The 13,043-nt window shown below is 38.5% G+C and carries 12 protein-coding genes; 5 read left to right on the top strand and 7 right to left on the bottom strand.

Features of this window, described 5'->3' with window-relative positions:
- Positions 1-98 precede the first annotated feature (98 nt).
- On the top strand, positions 99-518 hold the full coding sequence (locus H9565_RS17200; protein WP_215441500.1) for a Dabb family protein: 420 nt from the start codon (positions 99-101) through the stop codon (positions 516-518).
- 39 nt (positions 519-557) lie between these two features.
- On the opposite strand, the gene H9565_RS17195 is transcribed toward H9565_RS17200, so the two are convergent.
- The 3 genes from H9565_RS17195 to H9565_RS17185 form a co-directional block, all read right to left on the bottom strand.
- Positions 558-1,595: a quinone-dependent dihydroorotate dehydrogenase gene (locus H9565_RS17195; RefSeq protein WP_215441498.1), complete on the bottom strand. Its 1,038-nt coding sequence runs from the start codon at positions 1,593-1,595 to the stop codon at positions 558-560.
- Between the two features lie 120 nt (positions 1,596-1,715).
- On the bottom strand, positions 1,716-2,153 hold the full coding sequence (locus H9565_RS17190) for a hypothetical protein (protein WP_215441496.1): 438 nt from the start codon (positions 2,151-2,153) through the stop codon (positions 1,716-1,718).
- A 143-nt stretch (positions 2,154-2,296) separates the two neighbouring features.
- Positions 2,297-5,155 carry a TonB-dependent receptor gene (locus tag H9565_RS17185; protein ID WP_215441494.1) on the bottom strand — a complete coding sequence of 953 codons (2,859 nt, stop codon included), beginning with the start codon at positions 5,153-5,155 and terminating at the stop codon, positions 2,297-2,299.
- A gap of 143 nt (positions 5,156-5,298) precedes the next feature.
- Here H9565_RS17185 and pepT point away from each other — a divergent pair, with 143 nt between their 5' ends.
- The gene (pepT, locus tag H9565_RS17180) at positions 5,299-6,528 is read left to right on the top strand and encodes a peptidase T (protein WP_215441492.1); all 1,230 of its coding nucleotides are present in this window, start codon (positions 5,299-5,301) and stop codon (positions 6,526-6,528) included.
- 47 nt (positions 6,529-6,575) lie between these two features.
- Entirely contained in the window at positions 6,576-7,175 is a 600-nt protein-coding gene (locus H9565_RS17175; RefSeq protein ID WP_215441490.1) for a YdeI/OmpD-associated family protein, read from the top strand.
- Positions 7,176-7,223: 48 nt separating this feature from the next.
- Here the strand turns inward: H9565_RS17175 and H9565_RS17170 are convergent, their stop codons facing one another.
- From H9565_RS17170 to nusB, 4 genes are all read right to left on the bottom strand, one after another.
- Positions 7,224-8,573, bottom strand: coding sequence for a Gfo/Idh/MocA family protein (locus tag H9565_RS17170; RefSeq protein WP_215441573.1), 1,350 nt, complete (start codon positions 8,571-8,573; stop codon positions 7,224-7,226).
- 112 nt (positions 8,574-8,685) lie between these two features.
- On the bottom strand, positions 8,686-8,973 hold the full coding sequence (gene yajC / locus H9565_RS17165; protein WP_215441488.1) for a preprotein translocase subunit YajC: 288 nt from the start codon (positions 8,971-8,973) through the stop codon (positions 8,686-8,688).
- A 22-nt stretch (positions 8,974-8,995) separates the two neighbouring features.
- Positions 8,996-9,466, bottom strand: a complete 471-nt coding sequence (locus H9565_RS17160; protein WP_215441486.1) for a DUF1573 domain-containing protein — start codon at positions 9,464-9,466, stop codon at positions 8,996-8,998.
- Positions 9,467-9,505: 39 nt separating this feature from the next.
- Positions 9,506-10,453, bottom strand: coding sequence for a transcription antitermination factor NusB (gene nusB, locus H9565_RS17155; RefSeq protein WP_215441484.1), 948 nt, complete (start codon positions 10,451-10,453; stop codon positions 9,506-9,508).
- Positions 10,454-10,775: 322 nt separating this feature from the next.
- On the opposite strand from nusB, the gene H9565_RS17150 reads away from it, so the two are divergent.
- Both H9565_RS17150 and H9565_RS17145 read left to right on the top strand, forming a co-directional pair.
- Positions 10,776-12,530 (top strand): ABC transporter ATP-binding protein, encoded by a 1,755-nt coding sequence (locus H9565_RS17150; RefSeq protein ID WP_215441482.1) that lies wholly within the window; start codon positions 10,776-10,778, stop codon positions 12,528-12,530.
- A 73-nt stretch (positions 12,531-12,603) separates the two neighbouring features.
- Positions 12,604-12,984 carry a PUR family DNA/RNA-binding protein gene (locus H9565_RS17145; protein ID WP_215441480.1) on the top strand — a complete coding sequence of 127 codons (381 nt, stop codon included), beginning with the start codon at positions 12,604-12,606 and terminating at the stop codon, positions 12,982-12,984.
- Positions 12,985-13,043: the final 59 nt, after the last annotated feature.

Raw genomic sequence — 13,043 nt, 5'->3', positions numbered from 1 at the left:
GGAGTTCAAAAAAAATGTGCTTGGATTGTATTTTTTTAGTTGGTCGCAATTCCCCTTATGCTGGACCATAACCGTTATTGCATCTTAAAAATAAGGCCATGAAACAAAGTCAGATTACCTTTACCCTAAGTTTAGTTCTAGTAGCGTTGCTTTTAGTGGCGTTTGAAATCAGGAACGAAACAAAACCCGCAGCCGAAACCGTTATGCAAAAAGATAGTTTATTACGCCATGTAGTATTGTTTAAATTCAAACCTGAAACTTCTAAGGAAGATATTAAAAAAGTGGAGGACGCCTTTACCGCTTTACCCTCAAAAATTCCACAAATTGTAGGCTACGAATGGGGATTGAACAATAGCCCCGAAGGTCTGAACGACGGTTTTACCCATTGTTTTTTCTTAACTTTTAATAGCGAAGAAGACCGTGCCACTTATTTACCACACCCAGACCACAAAGCTTTTGCAGATGCTCTAGGCCCATACCTAGATGGTGTTTTAGTGGTTGATTATTGGACAAAGTAAAACCGAGGACAATCTAATTAAAACTATATCCTTAGGTTTTTAGGACTGCTTTAGTATAGCCTTATTAATGCGCTTTATCAATGCTGGGCCTTCGTATATAAAACCCGTGTACAGCTGAACCAAATCTGCACCGGCTTCCAATTTATCCAAAGCATCTTTTTCGGAGTGAATTCCACCTACACCAATTATAGGGAAAGCTTTATTGCTTTTTTCCGCCAAGAAACGGATTACCTCTGTACTTCTTTGCGTTAGTGGTTTTCCGCTTAGTCCGCCCATTTCCTTCGTGAGCGATTCTTCGGATTTTAAATTTTTCCTTTCTATAGTCGTATTAGTGGCTATAACACCATCAATCTTTGTATCGGCCACAATAGCAATAATATCCAGCAATTGGTCGTCCGTTAGGTCTGGTGCTATTTTTAAAAGAATAGGTTTTTCTTTTTGCTGCTTCTGCGAAGCTAATTTTGAGTTTTCTTTTTTAAGTTCCAGTAAAAGAGCTGTTAAAGGTTCTTTATCCTGAAGCTCACGCAAGCCTGGCGTATTGGGAGAACTTACATTAACCACAAAATAATCTACATGGTCAAAAAGCGCATTAAAACAGATAAGGTAATCTGAAACGGCGTCCTCATTAGGAGTTATTTTATTCTTACCTATGTTGCCCCCAATAAGAACTTTATGTTCTTTTTTTAATCGTTCTACAGCATCTACGACCCCCATATTATTGAACCCCATTCGGTTTACTATGGCTTGGTCCGGCTTTAACCTGAATAATCTTGTTTTAAGGTTTCCTTCCTGTGGTTTTGGAGTTAATGTACCTATTTCAACAAAACCAAAACCAAAGTTGGACAATTCATTGTAAAGTTTGGCGTCTTTATCAAAACCAGCGGCCAGTCCCACTGGGTTTTTAAACCTAATCCCAAAAACTTCCTTTTCCAAGCGCGGGTCCTCAATCTTATAAATAGCCCTGAACAAACCGGAAAAACCGATCTTACAAAGAAAACGAACTAATGAAAAGGTAACGTGATGGGCTTTTTCTGCATCTAGCGAGAAAAGTAACGGCTGAAGAAAGGTCTTATACATGAAGGTGTGTAGTGTTTGCGCAAAAATACAAACTTAGCCTAGTATAGACACAACTTATTACAATTTTAAAATCCTAAGTACTGAATTGAAATAGGTCATCACGGCCTAACCGGCGACTCTTTACTCCTCCTCTACAGGTATTTCGTAACTCTTTGGCACCACTTTTATAGGAAGCCTTATAGCTTCGTTACAGAGCTGAAGATAACGCTCATATTGTTTAGTGTTGAAAGCAGATAGCAGTTTTTTATCACTATCATAAGCTGCCTGTACCAATTGCTGTTGCAGCCCTTTATATTTTTCGGCCAGTTTTATAAGATCTTCCTGCGTACTTTGCGGATGTTGCGCGAGTAGCTTTTCAATTTGCTCCTCAACACTTTTTGTAGTCACTGCCAATTCTCCCTGAAGCGCCTCCATGAGAACTATCTGCTCCTCGTTCAGTTGAAAAATCGTTTTAATGGTTTCACTGTTTTTTCCACCTATATCCAATGTACAACTTTGTGCATATCCCACAGAAAAAAACATCATGAATGCTATAAAACCATATATTTTACGATACATATAATCTTGATTAAAATTCAACTTCGTTTATATAAACAACTATTTAACCAAAAAATTATATTTCTCCTGTGTATGATTCATTTACATAAAAAAAGCTGCCCCAGTGGGGCAGCCTTTCTAAACTAATTTTTCTCTTTAAAGTCTTACTTTAATGTAAAGTTTACCCTAGCAAATAAGAAGCGACCTCCAATACCAAATTGTTGCGCTCTACGGGACCAATCAAAACGACCTGAACTACGGTTATTAAACTGCTCTTCCGCTCTATCCGGATAGATATCAAATAAATTGTTGGCTCCTACCGTAAGTGTTAAAGCATCCGTGGCTTTGTAACCAATGGAAAGATCCGTCACCAACTTGGTGCCAAAAACCTGCTGATTTTCCACAACCGTAGTGGCTTCCGTTACTTCTCCAAAGTATACGTTTCTTAAGAACATTATCCACTTATCGGAAGTTAAACTATTAGATAGGTTGATTTTTGTACGTGGCACGGCCTCTTCCAAATACACCCTGCTATCCTCTGGAAAATACGTATCAACTAAACCAGCATCCTCTAAAACCTGCGATGCGTTAATATCACCTATTTGATTGGTTTTAGAAAAAGTACCGGCTAAATCTGATTTTAACCTCCAATTATCGCTTAAGTTAGCTTGATGAGTAAGCACTACATCCAACCCACGAGACTCCGTATTAATAGCGTTCGCAAAGAAGGAGGCTGCGGTAGCATTGGCCTGGCGGAGCAAATTGTCCAATTCAGTTCCTGTACCTGGGCCGCTAAACTGTCCAGTATACACTACTCTGTCATTAATTTCTACATAATAACCATCTACCGTTAATGTAAGATTTGCATCTGGAATTTTCGCTGTGAATCCAACACTAACACTACTTGAAGTTTCTTCCTTCAATTCCGGAATTCCCAAAAGCTTTGCTGCTCTACTATCATTTGCAAAAGTTCCCACTTCCTGCGGATCTCCGTTCTGGTCAAAAATTGTAGAGGTGGAATTAAAGTTTATCTGATGTAAAGAGGGCGCTCTAAAACCTGTATTGGCTGCTGCCCTAATATTTAAGTTGTCATTGATTTTGTAACGCGTGGCCAATTTAAAATTGATAGTAGAACCAAAATCGCTATAATTCTCAAAACGCGTGGCAAAACTGGCCAAGAATTTTTCAGAGAAATCTGCCTCTATATCTATATAACCTGCAACACTGCTCCTACCTCTAGATAATTCATTATTAGGACTAAACCCAGGGAATACTTGAGAACCTCCTGGTCTTCCATTTCCAAAGAAATCTTGTGATGGCTGTTGCGATGCTAAAGTGATACGTTGACCATCTGCCGTATATTGAGAATACGAAGCTTCTTCTCCTGCTTCAATATCATAATTCTCAACTCTATATTCCCCTCCAAAGGCAACATTTAAACCAGATAATGCATCTTCAAAAAAACGGGAAACATCCAAATTGGCCGTATTCTGAGCAAATGAGAAACCACCTGCATCAAAAATTGTTGGCGAGGCATTTTGCATGGAAGCATTAAAAGTATTTCCTATAGTATATAGAAAAGAGTTTTTTCCATAGGTGTTGCTTAAATCAACATCCCACTCATTAATTTTTCCTTTAATCCCTACAGATAAAGACCTGTCTTTTATCGTGGAATTAATTTCAGGTAAAAATCCGTTATTATATGCAGGTGTAAATGTCCTGCTTTGGTTGGGTAATCTGTAAAAACCTGCAGAATTACCAGTTCTAGAACTAATACCCGCAAAAGAATACACTTCCGTTCCATTATCATCTAAAGGCATAGAAAAGTTGGCGAAAATTCGACCACCACGTAATGCAGACTGACCCACTCTCATGTTATAGTCACTTCTTTCCTGTCCCCTTGCAGCAAGTTCCGCGTCCGTTGCATCCGCAGATAAAATGGGCTGAAGTTCCGCTTTTGTAGATGCACCGTTCAAATTTATCCCTGCTTGATTTGCATATTGAATTACATCCGCCACATCATCATCCAATAAATTAGTCAAATCATAACCATCGTTCCTCGCAAACCTTTCAACCACGTTGTATTGATTAAAAACATCACCTTCCCACTCTCTCATTCTACTGTAATCCTGACGAACATCAAAATCACCGGAAAGATTTAAAAAGCCTCCATTTTGCCCCAATGGAACCCCATAACTTGCAGAAACGTTAGTTGTTGCACCATCAACACCACCCGTTTGATCGTTGGCATTTTTAGAGAAATTAGCTCCTGTTGTAACTGTTGTATTTAATTCGTTTACACTCTTGTTCAAGACTATATTAATAACACCTGCTATGGCATCAGAGCCATACTGGGCAGCTGCACCGTCTCTTAAAACTTCTATACGTTGAATTGCTGCCGCTGGTATAGCATTTAAATCCGTACCAACACTACCCCGTCCAAAAGTACCGTTAACATTTATAAGGGAAGAAGTGTGCCTTCTTTTACCATTGATCAATACCAAAACCTGATCAGGCCCTAAACCTCTTAAAGAAGCTGGGTCAATGTGATCCGTACCATCTGAAATGGTCTGGGTATTTGAAGTAAACGAGGGAGCTACATAATTTAAAATTTGGTTCAGGTTTACCTGAGGCGCAACGCTATTCAGTTCCTTCATACTGATTACATCTACCGGAACCATACTCTCCGTAGCCGTCCTGTTAGGATTACGCGAACCAATAATCACAACTTCGGACAACGCTACTCCTGAAGATAATTGCACACTCATGCCACCGGCCGCAGCGGTTACTTCTTTGGTTTCATAACCAATGTAGGAAATGACCAGCTTGTCCCCCACTTCTGCATCAATAGAAAATAAACCATCAAAATCCGTAGTAGATCCTGTAGTTGTACCCTTCACAACTACCGAAGCTCCGGGCAGAGGTTCACCATCTTCGTCTAACACCGTACCCGTTATCTGGGCACTAGCAATTCCTATGACACTCATAAAGAGCACATAGCACATTAAATACTGCTTTTTCATAATTAGTTATTTGAGTTAATTCATTGAAAAGTTAAGTATTTTTTATTTTTAACGTAAGAAAAACACTAAAAACATAATCTTAAAAAAAGTTTCTATTGTTTCTAGTACCCCCAATTTTGTACTTTTGGTTTAAAAATATACCAATGCAAAATATCATTGATCGCTTTCTAAACTATGTAAAAATAGATACCCAAAGCGACCCCAGTTCCAGCACCACCCCAAGCACCGAAAAACAATGGTATTTAGCAGATTTGCTCGTTGAGGAGTTATTGGAAATTGGAATGGAGGAAGTCTCTATTGACAATAAGGCCTACATTACAGCTACCTTGCCCAGCAACCTTAATATAGAGGTACCCACTATTGGTTTTATTTCTCATTTTGACACATCTCCGGACTATTCGGGAGCCAATGTGAACCCTCAAATTATTGAGAATTACGATGGAAAGGACATTGTTCTAAACCATATGGAAAACATTGTTCTTTCTCCTGATTATTTTGAAGATTTACTACAATATAAGGGCCAGACGTTGATTACTACAGATGGCACTACCCTACTTGGCGCAGATGACAAGGCCGGAATTACGGAAATAATCACCGCGATGGAATATCTTATTAATCATCCCGAAATAAAACACGGTAAGATTAGAATAGGTTTTACTCCTGACGAGGAAATAGGTAGAGGGGCACATCATTTTGATGTTGAAAAATTTGGCGCAGATTGGGCCTACACTATGGACGGAAGCCAAGTTGGTGAGTTGGAATATGAAAATTTTAATGCAGCTAGCGCCAAAGTAACCATCAAAGGAAAAAGTGTTCACCCGGGATATGCCAAGAACAAAATGGTAAATGCCATAAGCATTGCCAGCGAATTTTTAGAAATCCTGCCCCCGGAAGAAACACCCCAGAATACCTCGGGTAGAGAGGGGTTCTTTCATGTACACCATATAAAGGGCGAAATAGAACATGCCGAATTTGAATTGATTGTAAGGGACCATGATAAAACGCACTTTGAAAACAGGAAGCAACTGCTTCGTGATATCACCGAAAAACTGAACCACATTCACGGCAATTGTATTAGCTTGGAAATTAAAGACCAGTATTTTAACATGCGCGAAAAGGTAGAACCTGTTTTTCATATTGTGGAACTGGCAAAAGAAGCTATGGAAGCCATGCGTGTTACCCCGATCATAAAACCCATACGTGGCGGAACAGATGGTTCGCAATTAAGCTATATGGGGCTACCATGTCCTAATATCTTTGCCGGAGGACATAATTTTCATGGTAAATACGAATACGTTCCCGTGGAAAGTATGATAAAAGCTACTGAAGTCATAATTAAAATATGTGAGCTTGTAGCCAAAAGAGCGGTGTAAAGACAAATGCTTACCTTTAAGAGAGAATCTTAAAAGTCCATAAGCACATGGATACATCCGAAAAAATTGAGGCCTATTTTGCCGAAGAACATCACTTTAAAAAAGCCATTGGCCAACTGCGAGATCTGGTTTTAAAAACCGATGTTGTTGAGACCTATAAGTGGAATTTTCCAACCTATACTATCAACCAGAAGAATGTATTGGCCATTTGTAAATTCAAGAATCATTTTGGTATTTGGTTCTTTAACGGTGTCTTTTTAGGCGACCCCGGAAACATTCTTGAAAACGCCCAAGAAGGAAAGACCCAAGCCATGCGCCACTGGAAATTTTTCTCAGAAAAAGATATTGACCCCATTAAAGTTTCGGCATATATAAACGAAGCTATTGAAAACCAAAAGAAAGGTATTGAACTGGCCAGAAGTCCTAAAAGCAAAATTACCCGCGTAACCGTTCCTCCTGAACTGGAAAAGGTATTCAAAGCACAGCCCAAAGTAAAGGGGTGTTTTAAAAAACTATCGCCATATAAACAGAAAGAATATGCGGAATACATTGCAAACGCCAAGCGAGAACAAACGAAAGCAAGTAGAATGGAAAAGATTTTACCTATGATAATCGAAGGCAAAGGCCTTAACGATTTATACCGATAAATAATGCTCCCAAACTTAAATAGATGTTAGGTTTGGAAGCATTTTTCTCTACAACATTGGTAATTTCCAGCCGTTTTGATAATTGGCCGTAATGAGCTTGTTTGCTTCTTCTTCTTTAAATTTTCCGGAAGTACCGTCCCAATAGATACGGTTGCCCGTTTTAAAGGCCACATTGCCCATGTGAGAAACCAAAGCGGCATCATACCCGACTTTAATAGGTGCATTTAGTTTAGAATTATCCCTGGTTTTTACCGCTTCAATAAAATTCTTGGTGTGTAGGTCCAATCCGCTCGCATTTCCTTTATCATACGAGACAGCTTCCATTTTAGGGGTTCCTTTTTTACCCCATCCGGCAAACTCTTCCTCAGGTATTACTTCCCACCCGTTCCGATCTACGACCAGTGTACCGTTATTACCTATAAAGGCTATGCCGTGGTTACGTCCATAATTGCCGCCATCAATGCCAGTGGCATGTTCCCAAAGAATAGAAAAACCATCATATTCAAAAACGGTCTGTAACGTATCCGGTGTTTCGGAAGCATCTTCCGGGTAAGCAAACTTCCCTCCTAATGCCATAACCGATTTTGGAGTTCCCGCTTTCATTCCGTACAAGGCATAATCCAACAAATGTACTCCCCAATCCGTCATTAATCCGCCAGCATAATCCCAAAACCACCTAAAGTTAAAATGGAATCGGTTTGCATTAAAAGCACGTTCCGGAGCGGGACCTAGCCACATTTTATAATCTACACCTTCTGGAACAGCAGAATCCGGAACAACGGGAACAGGTTTCATCCAACCTTGATAAGCCCATGCTTTTGCCAGACGTATATTTCCTAATTTACCCGAATGCACAAAATTAATAGCATCCACAAAGTGCGGCTGACTACGTTGCCATTGGCCAATCTGTACCATGCGATCACTCGCACCTACATAATTAAGCATGATATTGGATTCCTGTATTGAATTTGCTATTGGTTTTTCACAATACACATCCTTACCTGCCATAAGGGCATCTGTTAACTGAAGACAATGCCAATGATCGGGAGTACCAATAATGACCACATCAATATCTTTGTTTTCTAAAAGCTTCCGATAGTCACGATACCATAGCGGCTTATTAATTCCCGCTTTTTCAAGGTCAGCAGTTCTAGTCTTTAGAACGGCTTCATCTACATCGCAAAGTGCAATCACATTAATTTCGCTAATCTTCAGCATAGAGGTTAGGTCACTAAACCCCATACCCTTACAACCAATAAGCCCAACATTGATTTGGTCATTGGGTCCTACCCTTTTTCTTAAAGTAGCCAAAAGCTCCATTGGAAATAAAAATGCGGCACTAGAGCCTGCTAAGGCCAAAGTACTTTTTTTGATAAAGTTTCGTCTATTATGGTACATCATTCCGGTTTGTTTGTTCAGAACATGAATATACTAATTTACCTTAGCACAAGACCAAAAAAAAACACCGCTACTAATAGCGGTGTTTCTTAACATACATTAAAGTGTACGCTTATTTCTTTTCGGGTGCGTTCAGTTTTTTGCTCATTTCCATAGAAATAGCAGAACGGTCAAATTTTAATTTACCGGCCATAGTTTCAAGAATGCAAGAAAAGTCATTGTCATTCAAATCCATGATTTTACCGTGTAAACCACTTTTAGTAATTACCCTATCGCCTCTTTTTAATTCAGCTGCGAATTTCTTTTCATCCTTTTGACGTTTCATTTGTGGGCGTATCATAAAGAAATACGCAACCACAAAAATCAAGATCATTGGAAGAAACTGTCCTATATCACCCATAATTTTATTATCTGATCAATTATTATTTTGTTGGTCCTACCGGAGCAGCTCCTTTAGGATTTACAAACGCTTTAATACGTAATTGCTCTGTACCTTTCTCGGTATTTGCGTTTACAGTAATGGTTTTAGTTACTTGGTTCTGTCCTGATCCATTAAACTTAACTACCAACTCACCTGTTTCTCCTGGTGCGATAGGGTCTTTTGGAGGATTAGGAACCGTACAACCACAAGAACTAGTTGCGTTTGTAATTATCAAAGGTGCGTTGCCCGTGTTTTTAAAAGTAAAAACAGTTTCTTGGGGCGTACCTTGCTCAATAGTACCAAAGTCATGTTCCGCTTTTTCAAATTCCATTACCGGAATTTGCTTACCAGCCTCATCACGTTGTGCAGCTTCTACAACGTTATCCGTTTTTACTTTGCTCGATGCATTTTCTTTACAGGAAGCGAACGCGATAAGCGAACATAAACTCAGGGCAAAAAATGTTTTTCTCATATCTCTAACTTTAATTTGAGGTAAAATTAATCAATTATTTTAAATCAGCCCCCTACCTATTTTGTTAAGCTTTCCTTCCTTTTTGTATTCTTTTACAAGGTTATCCAAAATACCGTTAATAAAAATGCTACTCTTTGGAGTAGAATACTCCTTGGCTATTTCCAAAAACTCATTAATGGTAACTTTTTCGGGAATTGACGGAAAGTTCAATAGTTCGCAAATGGCCATCTTTAAAAGAATTGCATCCATATCGGCAATCCGATCCTTGTCCCAATTAGGTGTTTTACCCTCTATTTCTTTGGTAAGCTCCCCATCTTTTAACAATGTTTTCCTAAGAAGTTTTTGGGCAAACTCCATATCTTCTTTATCCTTTAATAAACGAGGCAGAAAGAAAGATGTAGATTGATCGTTCTTTACCTTCTTGAACATTTTTAAGATATAGGTATTTACGATAGGAATATCATCTACCCAAGTAAGGTTATTATCTTCAAAATAATCGTAGATTTTTTCGTCTGGAGCAATGACCTCTTTGAACAACGTAATTATAAACTCTTTGTCCGCCGAATATGTGCTGCCTTCCGTGGACATATATTTTTGGTAAGCATCACTTGCAACAATGTTGTTGTAGATAATTTTCACATATTCTTCGTTCAAATACCAATTATCCAACTTTCGCTTCTTAAGCTCAGCTTTTAAAGGCTCATTGTGCACCAACTGAAGCAATAGTTTGTTGTTTACAAATTTTGCCTTATCCGGAAAATCATCCGATGCGTTAGCCAAATATTTTTTAGAGGAAATCCGTAATTGGTCCGATCCTCGTTGCTGAATTTCTATGATCAAGCTCAGCATTAAGAGGTAGAGCGTATACATATTGTCTATGCTAAACCGCAGAAATTTTTCTTGTTTCTCTAAAGATTCGTCTTTAGATTGGGTAATTGCATAAATACATTGCATTACTTTTACCCGTATATGTCTTCGTGTTAGCATTTTAAAGAACTTTTTTGGAATAGTATTGGTTTGACTTTCACGTGGCAAAAATAAGAATAAAGCCCAAAAGACTACTATACAAAACGATGAAACAACGGCTACTTTTTCCAATCCCCACCCACCAACACGCCAAAGCCTTGTTTTTAAGCCTTTTGAGGCTTGATAAAATATAAAATGTTACCGTAAATTTAACTTTCGGAAATCGTTGAATCGAATTTAAGACTAATTAAGTCTCCTAACATCTTATGGTATTTATAACATATGGTTTATCACCAAACCCTTATCTTTGATCCATTAAAAATAGCTCTAGCCTAAACCTTTCATGAAGGAACTTGCACACCTAAACAAATACTTTAAAAAATATTGGTCTAAATTATTGATCGGGGTAGTCATAACCATTGTTGCTCGTGTGCTACAATTGGTAATGCCCAGATACGTAAAAGAGTCTATCCAAGTCATTGAAAACTTTATGGACGGGCAGGTTGGTGAATCGGCTGCAAAAACACTACTGTTAGAGTATATTCTTATAATTGTTGGTGCCGCACTGCTTTCCGGATTTTTCACCTTCTTGATGCGCCAGACCATAATTAACGTATCCAGATATATTGAATACGACCTTAAGAATGAAATATTTGATCACTACCAGTTTTTAAGCCTCAATTTTTATAAAAAAAATAGGACCGGTGATTTAATGAACCGTATTAGCGAAGACGTAAATCAGGTTCGGATGTACACGGGTCCGGCATTAATGTATGGTATAAATACTATTACACTGTTTGCCTGCATTATTCCTATTATGTTTATGACGGCCCCCACATTGGCCGCATATACACTAATTCCATTACCTATTTTATCCGTACTTATCTATTATATAAGTAAAGTTATTCATGAACGCAGTACCATTGTTCAGCAATACCTCTCCAATTTATCAACCTTCACCCAAGAAATATTTTCCGGTGTTTCCGTAATAAAGGCATATGCTTTGGAACCGCAAACAAATAACGACCTAAGTGCCTTGGCAATTGAAGGAAAAGACAAAAGCATGAACCTGGCCAAAGTAAATGCATGGTTCTTTCCCCTAATGATCTTATTGATAGGTATTAGCAATATATTCGTTATTTATATAGGCGGAAAACAATATATAAATGGCGAAATAGCTTCCGCCGGTGTCATTGCCGAATTTGTTCTTTATGTGAATATGCTAACGTGGCCGGTAGCTATAATTGGTTGGTTAACCTCCATTGTACAGCGTGCCGAAGCTTCTCAAAAACGTATAAACGAATTCTTGAACGAAACACCGGATATTACGAACACCGTTCTTGAAGAAACACCGATCAAGGGAAAAATAGAGTTCAAAAATGTAACATTTACCTATGAGGATACAGAAATAACCGCCCTTAAGAACATTTCCTTTACCATTAATGAAGGGGAAACTGTAGCTATTCTAGGCAAAACCGGCTCCGGAAAATCTACAATCCTAGACCTTATTGCCAGATTGTACGATGTAACTTCCGGAGAAATCTTAATTGATGACACCCCTATAAAGCAATTGAACATTGACAGCCTCCGAAAATCTATTGGTGCCGTTCCCCAAGACGCTTTCTTATTCTCGGACTCCATCAAGAACAACATCAAGTTCGGTAAGGAAAATGCTACTGAAGAAGAAGTTATGGAAGCTGCCAAAAATGCTGTAGTACACCAAAACATAAGTGGTTTTCAAAAAGGATATGAAACTGTTTTGGGAGAAAGGGGAATTACCTTAAGTGGAGGGCAAAAACAGCGGGTTTCCATTGCAAGGGCCCTACTTAAAAAACCAGAGGTTTATTTATTTGATGATTGCCTATCTGCGGTAGATACCGAAACCGAAGAAGAAATCCTCAACAATCTTAAAAACGCCTCCAAAAACCGCACCACACTCATCGTTAGCCACAGGGTATCATCGGCTAAAAATGCAGACAAGGTACTGGTTCTCTCCAATGGAGAACTTCTTCAAGAAGGCAACCACACTGATTTAAACGGTGTTGAAGGGTATTACAAAGAGTTGTACTACACGCAACTGTCAGAGAAAGAAAACTAAAAAATTGTTGTCGTATTGGCTTTTTTTTTACATTTTTGAAAGATTAACAACTATTAACTAGACACTAAACGCGATGAACGAAAAAGATTCAATGGACCAGGAGGAAATTCATTCCAAAGTATTACGGGCAGGAAGACGAACCTATTTCTTTGATGTACGAAGTACAAAGGCAGGCGATTATTATTTGACTATTACCGAGAGCAAAAAATTTACACATGATGACGGCTCTTTTCATTACAAAAAACATAAAATTTACCTCTACAAAGAAGATTTTGAGGCTTTTAGGGAAAACGTAGAGGAAATGATGAACTTTATTATTGAGGAAAAAGGCTCTGAAGTTATCTCTGAGCGTCACCAAAAAGATTTCAAGAAAGAAGAAGAAATCCCAACTAACGGAGAGTTGAAATCTACCGAAACAGGAAGCTTTACAGATGTTAGTTTTGACGACATCTAAAGCTCATATAATCAATATAAAAACGACCCTTAAAGGGTCGTTTTTTATTTTATAGAGTC

Source organism: Zobellia russellii (assembly GCF_018728565.1).
GTDB lineage: Bacteria > Bacteroidota > Bacteroidia > Flavobacteriales > Flavobacteriaceae > Zobellia > Zobellia russellii.
Note: the sequence above shows the minus strand (reverse complement) of the source record. Positions and strands in the feature narration are given on the sequence as shown.

Excerpts from the sequence above, each read along its gene's own strand:
- H9565_RS17190 (WP_215441496.1), bottom strand. The coding sequence starts at position 2,153 with ATGTATCGTAAAATATATGGTTTTATAGCATTCATGATGTTTTTTTCT.
- yajC (WP_215441488.1), bottom strand. The coding sequence starts at position 8,973 with ATGGGTGATATAGGACAGTTTCTTCCAATGATCTTGATTTTTGTGGTT.
- H9565_RS17160 (WP_215441486.1), bottom strand. The coding sequence starts at position 9,466 with ATGAGAAAAACATTTTTTGCCCTGAGTTTATGTTCGCTTATCGCGTTC.
- nusB (WP_215441484.1), bottom strand. The coding sequence starts at position 10,453 with ATGCTAACACGAAGACATATACGGGTAAAAGTAATGCAATGTATTTAT.
- H9565_RS17200 (WP_215441500.1), top strand. The coding sequence starts at position 99 with ATGAAACAAAGTCAGATTACCTTTACCCTAAGTTTAGTTCTAGTAGCG.
- pepT (WP_215441492.1), top strand. The coding sequence starts at position 5,299 with ATGCAAAATATCATTGATCGCTTTCTAAACTATGTAAAAATAGATACC.
- H9565_RS17170 (WP_215441573.1), bottom strand. The coding sequence starts at position 8,573 with ATGTACCATAATAGACGAAACTTTATCAAAAAAAGTACTTTGGCCTTA.
- H9565_RS17175 (WP_215441490.1), top strand. The coding sequence starts at position 6,576 with ATGGATACATCCGAAAAAATTGAGGCCTATTTTGCCGAAGAACATCAC.
- H9565_RS17195 (WP_215441498.1), bottom strand. The coding sequence starts at position 1,595 with ATGTATAAGACCTTTCTTCAGCCGTTACTTTTCTCGCTAGATGCAGAA.
- H9565_RS17150 (WP_215441482.1), top strand. The coding sequence starts at position 10,776 with ATGAAGGAACTTGCACACCTAAACAAATACTTTAAAAAATATTGGTCT.
- H9565_RS17145 (WP_215441480.1), top strand. The coding sequence starts at position 12,604 with ATGAACGAAAAAGATTCAATGGACCAGGAGGAAATTCATTCCAAAGTA.
- H9565_RS17185 (WP_215441494.1), bottom strand. The coding sequence starts at position 5,155 with ATGAAAAAGCAGTATTTAATGTGCTATGTGCTCTTTATGAGTGTCATA.